General features: G+C 74.1%; 13 protein-coding genes and 1 pseudogene. 7 read left to right on the forward strand and 7 right to left on the reverse strand.

Annotated elements, in window-relative coordinates; all coding sequences use genetic code 11:
* Position 1 precedes the first annotated feature (1 nt).
* A complete protein-coding gene (locus tag JFN87_RS08835; protein ID WP_245178993.1) occupies positions 2-502 on the reverse strand; it encodes an Lrp/AsnC family transcriptional regulator in 501 nt (166 codons plus the stop codon).
* 199 nt (positions 503-701) lie between these two features.
* Here JFN87_RS08835 and pdhA point away from each other — a divergent pair, with 199 nt between their 5' ends.
* From pdhA to JFN87_RS08860, 6 genes are all read left to right on the forward strand, one after another.
* A complete protein-coding gene (pdhA, locus tag JFN87_RS08840; RefSeq protein ID WP_209339370.1) occupies positions 702-1,895 on the forward strand; it encodes a pyruvate dehydrogenase (acetyl-transferring) E1 component subunit alpha in 1,194 nt (397 codons plus the stop codon).
* The gene (locus tag JFN87_RS08845; protein WP_209339371.1) at positions 1,892-2,917 is read left to right on the forward strand and encodes an alpha-ketoacid dehydrogenase subunit beta; all 1,026 of its coding nucleotides are present in this window, start codon (positions 1,892-1,894) and stop codon (positions 2,915-2,917) included. The genes pdhA and JFN87_RS08845 overlap by 4 nt, the downstream gene beginning before the upstream one ends.
* Positions 2,917-4,296, forward strand: coding sequence for a dihydrolipoamide acetyltransferase family protein (locus tag JFN87_RS08850; RefSeq protein WP_209339372.1), 1,380 nt, complete (start codon positions 2,917-2,919; stop codon positions 4,294-4,296). The genes JFN87_RS08845 and JFN87_RS08850 overlap by 1 nt, the downstream gene beginning before the upstream one ends.
* Positions 4,297-4,418: 122 nt before the next feature.
* Complete coding sequence (locus JFN87_RS33580; protein ID WP_245178979.1) at positions 4,419-5,315, forward strand: NTP transferase domain-containing protein; 897 nt, start codon at positions 4,419-4,421, stop codon at positions 5,313-5,315.
* On the forward strand, positions 5,312-6,721 hold the full coding sequence (locus JFN87_RS08855; RefSeq protein ID WP_372449204.1) for a molybdopterin molybdotransferase MoeA: 1,410 nt from the start codon (positions 5,312-5,314) through the stop codon (positions 6,719-6,721). The genes JFN87_RS33580 and JFN87_RS08855 overlap by 4 nt, the downstream gene beginning before the upstream one ends.
* Positions 6,718-7,824, forward strand: coding sequence for a potassium channel family protein (locus JFN87_RS08860; protein ID WP_372449205.1), 1,107 nt, complete (start codon positions 6,718-6,720; stop codon positions 7,822-7,824). Before JFN87_RS08855 ends, JFN87_RS08860 begins: the two co-directional genes overlap by 4 nt.
* Positions 7,825-7,841: 17 nt before the next feature.
* Here JFN87_RS08860 and JFN87_RS08865 read toward each other — a convergent pair whose 3' ends face one another.
* Positions 7,842-8,786 (reverse strand): ribose-phosphate diphosphokinase, encoded by a 945-nt coding sequence (locus JFN87_RS08865; RefSeq protein ID WP_209339375.1) that lies wholly within the window; start codon positions 8,784-8,786, stop codon positions 7,842-7,844.
* 178 nt (positions 8,787-8,964) lie between these two features.
* On the opposite strand from JFN87_RS08865, the gene JFN87_RS08870 reads away from it, so the two are divergent.
* A complete protein-coding gene (locus JFN87_RS08870) occupies positions 8,965-9,942 on the forward strand; it encodes an NAD(P)H-quinone oxidoreductase (protein WP_209339376.1) in 978 nt (325 codons plus the stop codon).
* Positions 9,943-10,053: 111 nt separating this feature from the next.
* Here the strand turns inward: JFN87_RS08870 and JFN87_RS08875 are convergent, their stop codons facing one another.
* From JFN87_RS08875 to JFN87_RS08895, 5 genes and pseudogenes are all read right to left on the reverse strand, one after another.
* Complete coding sequence (locus JFN87_RS08875; protein ID WP_209339377.1) at positions 10,054-10,608, reverse strand: bacterial proteasome activator family protein; 555 nt, start codon at positions 10,606-10,608, stop codon at positions 10,054-10,056.
* A gap of 33 nt (positions 10,609-10,641) precedes the next feature.
* A complete protein-coding gene (locus tag JFN87_RS08880) occupies positions 10,642-13,494 on the reverse strand; it encodes an ABC transporter permease (RefSeq protein WP_209339378.1) in 2,853 nt (950 codons plus the stop codon).
* The gene (locus JFN87_RS08885; RefSeq protein WP_209339385.1) at positions 13,491-14,204 is read right to left on the reverse strand and encodes an ABC transporter ATP-binding protein; all 714 of its coding nucleotides are present in this window, start codon (positions 14,202-14,204) and stop codon (positions 13,491-13,493) included. The genes JFN87_RS08880 and JFN87_RS08885 overlap by 4 nt, the downstream gene beginning before the upstream one ends.
* A 165-nt stretch (positions 14,205-14,369) precedes the next feature.
* Complete coding sequence (locus JFN87_RS08890; protein WP_209339379.1) at positions 14,370-15,086, reverse strand: PadR family transcriptional regulator; 717 nt, start codon at positions 15,084-15,086, stop codon at positions 14,370-14,372.
* A 237-nt stretch (positions 15,087-15,323) separates the two neighbouring features.
* Positions 15,324-15,640 (reverse strand): annotated as a pseudogene (locus JFN87_RS08895) (hypothetical protein); the annotation flags it as partial.

A 15,640-nucleotide genomic window follows, 5' to 3' on the forward strand; every position in this document is an offset into this window, starting at 1 on the left:
GTCACTCCGGTGGGGGCTGTGGGTTGAGGTCCGTTTCCTCGAAGACCAGCAGCGTCCGCGTCGACAGCACCTCGGGGATCGCCTGCAGGCGCGTGAGCACCAGCTCGCGCAGCGTCCTGTTGTCCGGGCTGTGCACCAGCAGCAGGACGTCGAAGTCGGCGCCGAGTAGCGCGATGTGCGCGGCCCCCGGCAGCGCCTCCAGCTGGCCCCGCACGGTGCGCCAGGAGTTCTGCACGATCTTCAGCGTGATGTACGCCGTGGCGCCCTGGCCGGCGCGCTCGTGATCGATGCGGGCCGAGAAACCCCTGATCACGCCGTCCTCGACCAGCCGGTTGATGCGCGCGTACGCGTTGGCGCGCGAGACGTGCACCCGTTCGGCGACCGACCGTATCGACGCGCGGCCGTCCGCCTGGAGGATGTGCAGGATCGCCCGGTCGATGGTGTCGAGCGGGCGGATCGCGGCGTCCCCCGATCCGGCCCCGTGGGCGGTCTCGTCGGCCATTTGTTCAGTCCCCATGCCTTCCCGCCTCAGCCAGGTGGACGACCTGCGTCCATCACAGAGCCTGCCGAACCGTTTGTCCACAGGATGGCGGCACATGTAGCCAAAGTGGACCGGCGACCGAACAATCGGTAGGTGAGAGTCGCCACACACCGGCCGCTCTCCGACTCCGCCGCCATGAGCCGCACGAGGAGGGGCACGCGTGAAGAAGAGCAGTACGCCGGTCCGGGAGCCGGCCGCGAAGACCACGGGCTCGCGGGGCGCCACCGCGGGCGCGCAGCGCCCCGCGGCGCCCGCCTGGCGCGTCCGCACGGACCCCGCGCCGCTGCTCCCCGACGCGCGTCCGTTCCGCGTGCTCGGCACGCGTGCCGCGGCGGACGCCGACCCCGCCCTCCTGCTGCGCCTCTACGGCGAGCTGGTGCGCGGCCGCAGGTTCAACACGCAGGCGACGGCGCTGACGCGCCAGGGCAGGCTCGCGGTCTACCCGTCGAGCGCGGGCCAGGAGGCCTGCGAGGTGGCGGCCGCGGCCGTGCTCGCCGAGCGCGACTGGCTCTTCCCCAGCTACCGCGACACGCTCGCGGTCGTCTCGCGCGGCGTCGACCCCGTGGAGGCGCTGACGCTGCTGCGCGGCGACTGGCACACGGGCTACGACCCGCACCGCTACCGCGTCGCGCCGCTGTCCACGCCGCTCGCGACGCAGCTGCCGCACGCGGTCGGCCTCGCCCACGCGGCCCGCCTCAAGGGCGACGACGTCGTGGCGCTCGCTCTCTGCGGCGACGGCGGCACGAGCGAGGGCGACTTCCACGAGGCCATGAACTTCGCCGCCGTCTGGCAGGCGCCCGTCGTCTTCCTCGTGCAGAACAACGGCTTCGCCATCTCCGTCCCGTTGGCCAAGCAGAGCGCGGCACCGACGCTCGCGCACAAGGCCGTCGGCTACGGCATGCCGGGCAGGCTCGTCGACGGCAACGACGTCGCGGCCGTCCACACGGTGCTCGCCGAGGCGGTGGACCGGGCGCGTACGGGCGGCGGGCCCACGCTCGTCGAGGCCGTCACGTACCGGATCGACGCGCACACGAACGCCGACGACGCGACGCGCTACCGCGAGGACGACGAGGTCGGCGCCTGGCGCGCCTACGACCCCGTGCGGATCCTGGAGGCCGAGCTGCGCGGCCGCGGCCTGCTCGACGACGAGGAGGCCGAGCGCGTCGCGCACGGCGCGGAGGAGATGGCGGCGCGGCTGCGGGAGCGGCTGAACGCGGACGCGGCCACCGACCCCATGGAGCTTTTCGGGCACGTGTACGCGGAGCCGACGCCCCAGCTGCGCGAGCAGGCGGCGCAGCTGCGCGCCGAGCTCGACGCGGCGGCCGGCGCGGACGGCCAGGAGGGCGGACGATGACCACGGTCGCGGCGCAGCGCACGGCGGGGGCCGCGAAGCCCGCCACGATGGCGCAGGCGCTCCAGCGCGCCCTGCGCGACGCCATGGCGGACGACCCGGCGGTGCACGTGCTCGGTGAGGACGTCGGCACCCTTGGCGGCGTCTTCCGGATCACGGACGGCCTGGCGAAGGAGTTCGGCGACGACCGCTGCACGGACACCCCGCTGGCGGAGGCCGGCATCCTCGGCACGGCCGTCGGCATGGCCATGTACGGGCTGCGTCCCGTGGTGGAGATGCAGTTCGACGCGTTCGCCTACCCGTCGTTCGAGCAGCTGGCGAGCCATGTGGCGAAGATGCGCAACCGCACGGGCGGCGCGATGCCGTTGCCGCTGACGGTGCGCATCCCCTACGGCGGCGGGATCGGCGGGGTCGAGCACCACAGCGACTCGTCGGAGGCCTACTACATGGCCACGCCCGGGCTGCACGTGGTCACGCCGGCGACGGTGGAGGACGCGTACGGCCTGCTGCGGGCGGCGATCGCCTCCGACGACCCGGTCGTCTTCCTCGAACCGAAGCGGCTGTACTGGTCGAAGGCGCAGTGGTCACCGCAGGCGCCGGCCGCCGTCGAGCCCATCGGCAGGGCCGTGGTGCGGCGCGCCGGGACGAGCGCCACGCTCATCACGTACGGGCCGAGCCTGCCGGTCTGCCTCGAAGCGGCCGAGGCGGCGCGCGCCGAGGGCTGGGACCTCGAAGTGGTCGACCTCAGGTCGCTGGTGCCGTTCGACGACGAGACGGTGGTCAGGTCGGTGCGGCGCACGGGCCGCGCGGTCGTGGTGCACGAGTCGGTGGGGTTCGGCGGCCCGGGCGGCGAGATCGCGGCGCGCGTGAGCGAGCGGTGCTTCCACCACCTGGAGGCGCCGGTGCTGCGGGTGGCCGGGTTCGACGTTCCGTATCCGCCGCCGATGCTGGAGGGGCACCATCTTCCCGGTGTCGACCGGGTGCTCGACGCGGTCGCGCGGCTCCAGTGGGAGGCGGAGAGCTGATGGCGCAGGTGCTGGAGTTCAAGCTGCCCGACCTCGGCGAGGGGCTGACCGAGGCGGAGATCGTCGGCTGGCTCGTCTCGGTGGGCGACGTGGTCGCCGTTGACCAGCCGGTGGTCGAGGTGGAGACGGCGAAGGCGCGCGTCGAGGTGCCGTGCCCCTACGGGGGCGTGGTGACGGCGCGCTTCGGCGAGGAGGGCAGCGAACTGCCGGTCGGCGCGCCGCTGATGACGGTGGCCGTGGGCGAGGCGCCGGACGCGGCGGGGGCCGGAGCCGGTGCGGCCGATGCCGGCGGCGGTGACACGTCGGGCAACGTCCTCGTCGGATACGGCACGGCCGCGCCGACCGCGCGGCGTCGCAGGGTCAGGCCCGGGCAGCTCGTGGAGACCCCCGCGGACTCCGGGAGCGCCGGCGGTGTGGCGACGGAGAGCGAGGTCCACGAGGGGCCCGTGCCGGTCGTGTCGCCCCTCGTGCGGCGCCTCGCGCGCCAGCACGACCTCGACCTGCGGCAACTCTCCGGATCGGGGCGTGAAGGGCTGATCCTCCGCGCGGACGTCGAGCGGGCCATCCAGCTCGCCACAGCTCCCCCCGCCGAAGCTTCCCCGGCCACGACGGCGCCTGCCGAACAGCCGGGGTCCGGGCAGGACCGTGCCGTCCGGGTGCCGCTCAAGGGCGTGCGGGGCGCCGTCGCGGACAAGATGTCGCGCAGCCGCCGCGAGATACCCGAGGCGACGTGCTGGGTCGACGCGGACGCCACGGAGCTGATGGCCACGCGCGCCGCGATGAACTCCGGGATGCACCCGGCTTCGGCCGGGGCGGCGGGCGCGGCGGGCGCCGCTGGTCCGCGGAAGATCTCCGTGCTCGCGCTGTTCGCCCGCATCTGCACGGCGGCGCTCGACCGGTTCCCCGAGCTCAACTCGACGGTGGACACCGCCGCGCGTGAGGTCGTGCGGCTTCCTGCCGTGCACCTGGGGTTCGCGGCGCAGACCGAGCGCGGGCTCGTCGTGCCCGTCGTACGGGACGCGCACGCGCGCTCCGCCGAGTCGCTGACGCAGGAGTTCGCGCGCCTCACCGAGGCGGCGAGGACGGGCGCGCTGACGCCCGCCGACATGACAGGCGGCACGTTCACGCTCAACAACTACGGCGTGTTCGGCGTCGACGGCTCCACGCCGATCATCAACCACCCCGAGGCCGCCATGCTGGGCGTCGGCCGGATCGTGGCCAAGCCGTGGGTGCACGGCGGCGAGCTGGCCGTGCGTCAGGTCGTCCAGCTGTCGCTGACGTTCGACCACCGGGTCTGCGACGGCGGCACGGCGGGCGGCTTCCTGCGGTACGTGGCCGACTGCGTGGAGCAGCCCGCGGTACTCCTGCGCACGCTCTGACGGGCCGCGGGCGGCCCACCGACGGCCACTGACGCGCCACTGACGACTCTGCGAAGCCGACGGGGCCGAAGCTCCCGCCCCGCACGTGCATCAGAGGCGCGATCGCGGACGATACTTCAGCCATGACAGCTGAGCCGCGCGCGGTCGCCGCGTATGACGCCGTGGTGCTGGCCGGAGGGGCGGCGAGGCGCCTGGGCGGCGCCGACAAGCCCGCCGTGCGCGTCGGCGCCCGCTCGCTGCTCGACCGGGTCCTGCGGGCCTGCGGCGGCGCGGGCGCCACCGTCGTCGTGGGCGGCAGGCGCCCCACCGTGCGGCCCGTGCGGTGGGCGCGCGAAGAGCCGCCGGGCGGGGGCCCGGTCGCCGCGCTCGACGCGGGTGTGCGGTGCGTGACGGCGGAGACGGTCCTCGTCCTCTCCGCCGATCTGCCGTTCCTCGACCCCGCCACGGTGGACGCGCTGCTCGGCGCCCTCGCCGCGGGCCCGGGCGAGGCCGCGCTCCTCGTCGACGCCGAAGGCCGCGACCAGCCCCTCGTCGCCGCCTACCGAACGGAGCCGCTGCGCCGCGGGATCGGCCTGCTGGCCGCCGAGTACGGCGGCCTCACGGGGCTCCCGCTGCGGCTGCTGTCACAGGAACTCGACCTCGTCCGGGTGACAGCGGGGGCCGGTACCCTCGCCGCTTTCGACTGCGACACCTGGGACGACATCGCCACCGCCCGCGAACGCATCAGGGAGCATGGGACCGTGTTGGACGAATGGATCACCGCAGTCAAGGACGAGCTCGGCATCGAGCTGGACGTCGACACCGATCTGGTGCTGAACCTGGCGAGCGACGCGGCGCACGGCGTCGCGCGCCCCGCGGCCCCGCTGACGACGTTCCTGGTCGGGTACGCGGCGGCGAGCGCGCGGGGCGGAGGCGCCGAGGCGGTCGCCGAGGCCGTCCGCAAGGCCTCGGCGCTGGCACGCCGCTGGGAAGCGGAGACGGACGGCGCGAGCGGCGGCACCGGGAACGACGCCGGATGACCGCACGAGGCGGCGAGGCCGGGAGCCGCGAGGCCGGGAGCCGCGAGGCCGGGGACGCGATGTTCGGAGACGCGACGGTCGCGGACGCGACGGCCGGGAACGCCGCAGTCGGGGACACGGAGGTCGAGGGCGTCGAGGACGCGCTGGCCCTCGTCGGCAGCAGGTCGGCCGCGGACGACGGCACCGGCCACGCGGGCCCGCACCGCTCCATGGAGTGGACGCGGGCGCGCGCCCGGGCCGCCCGCGCAGGGCGTCAGTCGCAGGGCGGACGTGCCCACCGGGTCGCCGCCGACCGCGCACTCGGCGAGGCGCTCGCCGAGCCGCTCACGGCCCTCACCGACCTGCCGTCCTTCGACACCTCGGCCATGGACGGCTGGGCCGTGGCCGGGCCCGGCCCGTGGGCGGTCGTCACCTCCGAATCCGTGCTGGCCGGGCACGCCTACGCGGGTCCGCTGCCCGACGGCACGGCGGTCCGCATCGCGACCGGCGCCCGCATCCCGGCCGAGACGACCGCCGTCATCCGCAGCGAGCACGCGCACGCGGACGAGGCGGGCCGGCTGCACGCCCAGCGCCGCGTCGTGCAGGGCCAGGACATCAGGCCGCGCGGCCAGGAGTGCCGCTCGGGCGACCTGCTGCTGCCCGCCGCCACGCTCGTCACCCCCGCCGTGCTGGGGCTCGCGGCCGCGGCCGGGTACGACACGCTGCTCACGGTCCCGCGGCCGAGCGCCGAGGTGCTGGTCGTCGGCGACGAGCTGCTGACCGAGGGGCTGCCGCACGACGGGCTGATCAGGGACGCGCTGGGCCCGATGGTCGCGCCCTGGCTGTGCTCCCTCGGCGCCGAGGTGCTGGGCACGCGCGCGGTACGCGACGACGCGAACGCCCTGTACCGGGCGATCACCGGATCACGCGCCGACCTGGTGGTCACCACGGGCGGCACGGCGGCCGGTCCCGTCGACCATGTGCACCCGGTGCTCCTCAAGGCCGGCGCGCGGCTGCTGGTGGACGGCGTCGCCGTACGGCCGGGCCACCCGATGCTGCTGGCGGCGCTGGACGGCGGACGGCACCTGGTCGGCCTGCCGGGCAACCCGCTCGCGGCCGTCTCCGGCCTGCTCACGCTCGCCGAGCCGCTGCTGCGCGAGCTGGCGGGGCGCAGGGCGCCGACCGCGTACCACGCGCCGATAGGAGCGGAGCTGCGCGGGCACCCGAGGGACACCCGCCTTGTGCCGTTCCTGCACCGTGCTGAGAGGCTGGAGCCCGTGCACTTCAACGGCCCGGCCATGCTCCGCGGGATCGCGATCGCCGACGGCCTCGCGGTCGTACCGCCGGGCGGCGCCGACCCCGGAACGCTGCTTGAAGTCCTCGACCTGCCATGGACGGCCCCCGTCGAGGGCGGGTGTTTCACGTGAAACTTCCCGGCCACGACGCCATAGCCAGGGAAGCGGACGAACACCTGGTCGCGGCCCGCGTCAAGCTGCCTCAGCGCCGTATCCAGCGCCCGCTGCGCCAGGTGCTGCGGCGGCTCGCGATGGCGCTCGCCGTGCTGTTCCTGACGGTGTTGATCGTGTGGCTGGACCGCAGCGGCTACCACGACAACGCCAACGGCTCCGTGGACTTCCTGGACGCCGTCTACTACGCGACGGTCACGCTCTCCACCACGGGGTACGGGGACATCGTTCCGTACAGCGACGGCGCCCGGCTGGCCAACATCCTGCTCGTGACGCCGCTGCGCGTGATGTTCCTGATCATCCTCGTCGGTACGACTCTCGAGGTCCTCACGGAGCGCACCCGGGAAGAGTGGCGGCAGAACCGCTGGAGGTCCGCCTTGCGCGATCACACCCTGATCATCGGATACGGCACCAAGGGCAGGTCAGCGGCGCAGACGCTGTGCGCCACCGGCTTGCGCAAGGAGCAGCTGGTCGTCGTGGACCCGTCGCCCCGGGTGATCGAGGCGGCCAACGCGGAGGGGCTTACCGGGGTCATCGGCGACGCGACCCGCAGCGACGTGCTGCTGCGGGCCGAGGTCCAGCGGGCGAAGCAGGTGGTGATCGCGACGCAGCGGGACGACACGGCCGTGCTGGTGACGCTGACGGCGCGCCAGCTCAACAAGCGCGCGAAGATCGTCACCGCGGTGCGCGAGGAGGAGAACGCGCCGCTGCTGCGTCAGTCGGGCGCGGACGCCGTCATCACCAGCGCGAGCGCGGCCGGCCGGATGCTGGGCATGTCCGTGCTCAGTCCCTGGGCGGGCTCGGTGATGGACGACCTGATCCAGCAGGGCAGCGGTCTCGACATGGTCGAGCGGCCGATCACCAAGGCCGAGGCCGGCAGGGGCGTGCGCGAGACGGACGACCTGGTGGTCAGCGTCGTGCGCGGCCACCGGCTGCTCGGCTACGACGACCCCGCGGCGAGCCCGCTGCAGCCCACGGACCGGGTGATCTCCATCGTCCGCGCCCAGGGCGAGCCGCCGGAGGAGCCGGGCCTGGGGAGGATCCCGCCCGTAGTGCGGCCGTAGCGCCGACAGACCGGGAGTCAGGGCGCGTCGAACAGGGCGCTGACCGACTCGCCGTTGTGGATGCGCCGCATCGCCTCGGCGAGCGCCGGGGCGATCGACAGGATCCGCAGCTTCTCCGTGTGGTGCTCCACCGGGATCGGCACCGTGTTGGTGCAGACGATCTCCAGGACGTCCGGCTGCTCGGAGAGCCGCTTGAGCGCGTCCGCCGCGAACAGGCCGTGCGTGCACGCGATACGGACGGAGCGCGCGCCCTGTTCCCGCAGCCGGGCGAGGAGTTCGAGCACCGTGCTGCCCTTGGCGATCTCGTCGTCGAGCACGATCACGTCCCGCCCGCCGATGTCGCCGATGACGGAGCTGATGGACACCCGGTCGTCGGCGAACCGCTGCTTGGCCCCGGCCGCCACCTCGGCCCCCAGCATGCGCGCGAAGGCCGCCGCCTCCTTGGCGTTGCCCAGGTCGGGCGAGACGACGGTGGTCCGCGACAGGTCGTAGCCGCGGAAGTGGAGCGCCAGCTCGCGCAGGGCGTGCAGATGGTCGACCGGCACCGAGAAGAACCCGTGCACCTGCGGCGAGTGCAGCGTCATCGCGAGCACGCGGCTCGCTCCCGAGGCCACCAGCAGGTCGGCCACCAGGCGCCCGCCCAGGGAGATGCGCGGCGCGTCCTTCTTGTCGGAGCGCGCGTACGAGTAGTGCGGCATGACGACGGTGATCCGCGCGGCCGACGCGCCGCGCGCCGCGTCGCACATCATCAGCAGCTCGACCAGGTGCTCCTGCACGGGAACCACCAGCGGCTGGACGAGGAAGACGTCGCGCTCCCGGCAGTTCGCCTGGAGCTGCACTTCCAGGCAGTCGTTGGCGAACCGGCTGATACGCGTCGGGTTGAGCGGCACCTCCAGGTGCGCGCACACCTCCGCCGCGAGCTCCGGATGCGCACTGCCGCTGAATACCGCGATGTCTCGCAACGAACCGCTCCTCGGTCACGCGACGGATGGGGGGCGTGTGTCCATGCTAGGTCGTGCCGGAGGTACGCGCGGCCGCCGCGGACAGCGGGGCACGCGACGCTGCGGACAGAGGGGCACGCGGCCGCCGCGGGCGCGGACAGCGGGGGATCGGGGGGCGCCCGGGAGTAGCCTCGCGGCCATGCATGCGATCACGATTCCGGAACCCGGTGGACCCGAAGCCCTGGTGTGGTCGGAGGTGGCGGACCCCGTCCCCGCCGAGGGCGAAGTGCTCGTCGACGTCGTGGCGAGCGCCGTCAACCGTGCCGATGTGCTGCAACGGCAGGGCCACTACGATCCCCCGCCCGGCGCCGCCCCCTATCCGGGCCTGGAGTGCGCGGGCCGCATCTCCGCCGTCGGGCCCGGGGTCTCCGGCTGGGCGGTGGGCGACGAGGTGTGCGCGCTGCTCGGCGGCGGCGGGTACGCCGAGAAGGTGGCCGTGCCGACCGGGCAGCTGCTGCCGGTGCCCGAAGGGCTCGAACTGGCGGACGCCGCAGGACTGCCCGAGGTGGTCTGCACGGTCTGGTCCAACGTCTTCATGATCGCGCACCTGCGGCCCGGCGAGACGCTGCTGATCCACGGCGGCGCGAGCGGCATCGGCACGGCGGCGACCCAGCTGGCCAAGTCGGCGGGCGCGCGGATCGCGGTCACCGCGGGCGGCGCGGACAAGCTGACCCGGTGCAAGGAACTCGGCGCCGACATCCTCATCAACTACCGCGAGCAGGACTTCGTCGAGGAGATCAAGGCCGCGACGGACGGCAAGGGGGCCGACGTCATCCTCGACATCATCGGCGCCAAGTACCTGTCGCGGAACGTGGACGCGCTCGCCGTGAACGGCAGGATCGCCGTCATCGGCATGCAGGGCGGCGTGAAGGGCGAGCTGAACCTCGGCGCGCTGCTGGCCAAGCGCGGCGCGATCACCGCGACATCGCTGCGGGCCCGTCCCGCCGCGGAGAAGGCCGCCATCGTCGCGGCCGTGCGCGAGCACGTGTGGCCGCTGGTCGCCTCCGGCGATCTGCGGCCGGTGATCGACCAGCGTCTCGCGATGCGCGACGCGGCCGAGGCGCACCGGGCGCTCGACGCCGGCAGCCACGTGGGCAAGATCCTGCTGGTGGCCTGAGCCCGCCGCAGTCAGTAGCGGGCGTCGGCCCCGGCCGGTCAACGGACCGGCCGGGGCCGCTTGTGGGACGCTCCCTGCTCGCGGAACGCGCTCCTGCTTGCTGGACGCGCCCTAGAGGTACGGGCCCGAGCGGATGGCGGAGCTGCCCTGGTTCTGCTGCTCCTCCTCAGGCACCGCGCCGGGCGGCAGCGCCCTGCGCATCTGCTCCAGCTGCGCCCTGGCCGCCATCTGCTGGGCGAACAGCGCGGTCTGGATGCCGTGGAAGAGGCCTTCGAGCCAGCCGACGAGCTGCGCCTGCGCGATGCGCAGCTCCGCCTCCGAGGGGACCTTGTCCTCGGTGAAGGGCAGCGAGAGCCGGTCCAGCTCCTCGACGAGCTCGGGTGCGAGCCCGTCCTCGAGCTCCTTCACCGAACCGGCGTGGATCTCCTTGAGCCTGACCCTGCTGGCCTCGTCGAGAGGAGCGGCGCGCACCTCTTCGAGCAGCTGCTTGATCATGCTGCCGATGCGCATCACCTTCGCGGGCTGTTCGACCATCTCCGTCACCGGGCTCTCGCGCGGCGCGTCCTCGGCGTCACCGTCTCCGCCGCCACCGAGAGCCATACCGTCCTGTCCCACCACGAGAATGTGGGGGCTCTCCTGCGACCGTTCGTTGCTCGGCATCTCCATGTGTCCAGTGTCTCGCACGGCCCGGCCGCCCGGTCAGGTGGCCGCCCTGCGGGACAGGGCACGCTGGGACCTGGTGACGGCCGCCGCCAGCAGCGCGGCGCCCAGCGGCACGGCGATCAGCAGCCCGGCCAGCGTCCCCCAGGGCACGACGATCGGCACGTGCGGCAGGGTGGCGTCGCCCAGCATCCCCTGCGCCAGGTGCTGCCGGTAGTCGGCCAGCGCGGTGCGCCGCTCCGTGAGCCGCAGGCCGATCGACGGCAGGACGCCGGCGAGCGACCCGAGTACCACACCCATCGCGGCCACCACCCCGCACTGGAACCCGCTGAGCGTCCTGCGCACCCGGCCGGGTGCGCCGACCGCCGCCAGCGTCTTCAGGTCGGCCTCCGCGTCCGTCTGCGCGAGGCCGGTCGCGATCCCGGCCGCGCCGATGGTGACGAGGCCGGCGAAGACCCCGAGGGCCAGCAGCACGATGTCGTTCTTGCTGGCGTAGCCCTTTTCCACGTGGAGTTCCACGTTGCCGCCGATGTTGTCGACGGCGGCGTTCAGCTTCTGCTCCTGGGCGCTCGTGGGCAGGGAGCTGGTCGTGTAGTACGCGCCGTACGGGACGGTGTTCAGGTGCGCGTGCCTGGCCGCGGACGGCGGGATCAGCAGCTGGAGGCCGTAGGCCTTGGTGCCGGAGCGCACCTCGGTCGCGGGCAGCGTGACGATGCTGGTCTCGGGCGTCTTCCCCTTGTCCAGGTCCGCTGCCTCCTTGGCGTTGTCGGCGTAGATCCGCAGGGCCACCGTGGTCCTGCCGTCGTGCGTGGAGACGTTGCGCCGGTCGAACGAGACGGCCTTGCCTGCGGCGAGTGCCCGCTCGGCGGCCGGGTCGTGGATCGACATGACCTTCAGGAGGTCCGCGCCGCCGACGACCACGCCGGTCATGGTGTCGCTGCTCGCCTCGTCCTTGCAGCGCGGGTCCTTGGCCAGCTTGCGGCGCTGCGCGGCGGTGAACTGCGGCTCCGGGGCGGACGTGTCCTCGTACGTCCACAGCGGGCACTGGTTGGCCTTGGGCACGGCGATCTCGGCGCGTCCGCAGCCGGGCGCGTCGCCGTACTCGTCGCAGCCGGGCTTGCCGACCGAGAGCCGGTCGACGTTCGCCCGCAGGTCGACGGGGAGCGAGCGCAGCACCGCGCTGCGGGCCGCCGGCACGTCACGGCCGCCGTCGTCGCCCACCGCCACGGAGACCGCGCCGTAGGGCAGGGTCGGCCGGTACTCGGCACGGTCCTGGGCGTCGCTGCTCGCCGTGTACGTGGAGACCGCGACCGTGCCGGCCACGGCGGCGAGCACCGCGGCGACCGCTGGCGCCGTGCGGCCCCTGTTGCGTACGGCGTCACGCAGCGCGAGGCGGGGCGACAGCGGCAGCCACCTGCCGCCGCGGCCGAACAGCCCCACGAGCGCGGGGGTCAGCGCCACGAAGCCCAGTTCGGCGAGTGCGCTGCCGCCGACGACGATCAGCGACCGGTCGGAGACGGTGGACCCGTAGAGCGCGATCACGCCGCCGAGCACCACGGCCACCAGGCCGAGCACGGGCAGTACCCGGCTGGACCTGCGCACGCCGCGGCGGCCGGTGAGCGAGGCCAGTACGGTCTGCCGGGACGCGGTGATCGCCGGGATGATCGCGGCCAGCACGCCCGTGACCACCGCGAGCAGCGCGATGCCGAGCAGTTCGAGCGGGCGCACGTCGAACCCGCCGAACCTCTTGCCGATGGCGTCCTCCAGCACCGGACGCAGCACGAACGTCAGCGCGAGCCCGAGCACCGTGCCGGCGACGGCCGAGGCCACGCCGATGACGACACCGCCGCCGACGACGATCGCCCGGATGTGGCGCCGGTCGCCTCCGTTGGCGCCGACCAGGCCGAGCTGGCGGCGCGAGCGCCGTGCGCCCACCGCGAACGCGGGCCCGGCGAGCAGGCAGATCTCCAGCATGGCGAGGCCCACGATGGTCGCCAGGATCGACGAGGCGGTGGCCGAGCCGCCGCCGGAGCCGCCCGCTCCGTCGCGCTGGAAGTACGGCACGTCGGCCCGGGCCGGCGGGTGCAGCGTCACCGCGCGCGAAGTGAGGGTGAAACCGTGCGCGTTGGCGGCCTGCATCCTGTTCCACGTGAAACCACCGGGCGCCGTGGCGAGCCAGGTCGTCTGCGGCGGGTCGGCGTGCAGCCCCTTGGCGGCCAGCGCCTTCGCGAGCGGGTCGAGCAGTGCGCCCGGCAGGGCGTTGACCTGGTCCGTGTCGAGCCCGTTGGGCAGCTCGTACGAGCCGACGATGCGGTACGTCCTGTCGAGGTCGCGCACCTTCAGCTCGGAACCCACCCGCAGGCCGCTGACCTTGAGGAAGTGCGTGGTCGCCGCGACCTCGTGCGTGGAGGCGGGGAAGCGCCCGCTGATCCGGCGCAGGATGCCCCTGGTCATAGGGTCCTTCGCGGCCAGCTCCCGCACGTCCGTGTCCAGCAGGCCGTGGGTGGTGCGCAGCCGCGCCCTGGCCGTGGAGTCGGTGAGGGTACGCGCGCCGGGCGGCAGCGCCTTGGCGAGGTCTCCGGGGCCCGTGGGCCACGGCTTGTCGCCGTAGTCCTTGACCGTCGTGTACGAGTACGGGTCGGTGGGGTCCTGCATCACGGCGGCCCCGCCGATGTCGTGGTCAGTGATCTGCGCGTCGGCCGCGCCGAGCTGCCGGGAGAGCGACTCGGTGGGCGACAGCTGCGAGCTGCGCAGCGTCAGGTCGGCGGCGCTCACGCCGAGGATGGGCAGCGCGATCATCGCGAGGACGAGGAAGCTGCGGCCCTTGAAGCGCCATGCGTCGCGACGGGCGATCCGCAGCGCCACCCGCCAGGAGCGGTACCAGGTCCTCACCGGTCGGCCACCTGGTTGCTCAGCAGCGACTCGGCGCCCGACCTGACGGTCTGGTCGACGACGGTGCCGTCCCGCAGGAAGACGACCCGGTCCGCCCAGGCCGCGAACCGCGGCTCGTGGGTGACGAGGATGCCGGCGGCGCCCCCGTCGCAGCGGCTGCGCAGCAGCGCGAGCACCGACTCGCCCGTCTCGGAGTCCAGCGCGCCGGTCGGCTCGTCCGCGAGCACCAGGCGGCGGTCGCCGACCAGTGCGCGGGCGATGGCCACCCGCTGCTGCTGGCCGCCGGACATCTCGTCGGGGAACCGGTCGGCGAGCTCTTCGAGCCGCATCTCCGCGAGGGCCGCCTTGGCCTCGACGCGCGCCTTGCGTGCGGAGACGCCGTCCAGCTCGCGGGGGAGGGCGATGTTCTCGACGGCCGTCAGGGCGGGCACGAGGTTGTAGTCCTGGAAGACGTAGCCGATGGCGCGCCGGCGCATCGCGGCGAGCACCTTGCGGTTGACGGCGGTGATGTCCGTGCCCTCGACGATCACCTGGCCCGAGGTCGGCATGTCGAGGCCGCCGGCGAGGCTGAGCAGGGTGGACTTGCCGGAGCCCGACGGACCCATCACGGCCACGAGTTCGCCGGGGAACACGTCGAGGTTGACCCCTTGCAGGGCGTTCACCTCGGTGGCCCCGGTGCCGTGCACGCGGGTGAGGCCCACCAGGCGCAGGACGGGGGCGCTGGTGTCCGGGTGTTCGCCGGGGCGCGGATGCGGCCCCGGCGCGGGGCGGGGGGTGGTGTACGACACGAGAGGTCTCCTTGGAGCGGACGGTGGCCGCCGGCCGCGCGGTGCGCGGGCGAGCAGAGCGGTGGCGGGACGGCGCGGCGGGCGGTCTCAGGAAGCGGACGGCGGCTTGTCGGCGGCGTGCACGGCGGCAGCGGGCGCATCGGCAGGCGCGTGCGCTGCGGTCGACGCGGGCTTCGCGGTCGGCGCGGGCGTTGCGGTCGGCGCGGGCGTTGCGGTCGGCGCGGGCGTTGCGGTCGGCGTGGCGCGCCGGTCGTCCCCCTGCGCCTTCGGCAGCAGCGAGAGCCTGACGAGGCGGGCCTCGCAGTGGTCGAGCCAGCGCGCCTCGGCCTCGGTCTGGAAGATGAGCTGCTCCAGCACGAGCAGCCAGGCCACCTCGTCCCGGCTCTCCGGCGGCGGTTCGAGCGCGCGCGCCTTGAGCCTGGTGTAGTCCTGCATCGCCTGCAGGGTGTGGTGGCGCTGGGCCTGGATGACCTCGCGGATGTCCACGCCCGGCGCGCCGACCGCCATGGCGAGCTTGATCGCGAGCTCGTCGCGTGGCGGGTTGGCGCGGTCGACGGGCGTGCGGAACCAGGACGCGAGCTCGTCCCGCCCGCCGTCGGTGATCGCGTAGAGCGGGTGGCCCGCGCCGTCCGGGCCCTCCTGGGCGACCATGCCGTCCCGTTCGAGGCGGCTGAGGGTCGTGTAGACCTGCCCGACGTTCAGCGGCCAGGTGGCGCCGGTGCGGCTCTCGAACTCCGAGCGCAGCTGTGAGCCGTACCGAGGGCCCTCTTCGAGGAGGGCCAGAAGCCCGTGGCGAATCGACATACTCAGTATGTATACCCGGTATGCCGACGGCGGCAACCCTCCTGCGACGGAGGCCCGGCATCCGCCTCAGGTCGTACGAAGGGCAAGAAACCGCAGGTCGCGTGGGGTGTTGCAAGGCGCCGGGTGGTCGCGGGGCGCGGCCGACGTCGGGACGAGCCCGTTACACGGCGGTGGCGAGGCGGTTGTGGCGGTGGCGGTGGCGGTGGCGGTGGCGGTGGCGGTGGCGGTGGCGTCGCGTCAGCGGCGGCGCAGGCGCAGGGCGATGAAGGCGAGACCGAGCCCGAGCAGCATGATCCCCGCCCCGAAGGTGGCCACGGAGGCCGGTTCCACGGAGGCGGGGACGGCCTCCGTCCGGCCCGGCGGGCGCTGGGCGTCCTGCGCCTCGGTGGGTCCCGTGTCTCGCGATGCCCGCGCGTCCGGCGACCGCCGCGACGGCGACGCGCTCGCGGGCGCGTCCCCCGCACTGCGCGCCGGCGCGGGCTTCGTGTGCCGGCGCGCGACGGGCTCCGGAGGGGACGGGTCCGAGACGCCGTCGCGGGACGCCGCCGGATCGG

The organism is Streptomyces montanisoli (assembly GCF_017813245.1).
In the GTDB taxonomy this organism is placed as follows: domain Bacteria; phylum Actinomycetota; class Actinomycetes; order Streptomycetales; family Streptomycetaceae; genus Streptomyces; species Streptomyces montanisoli.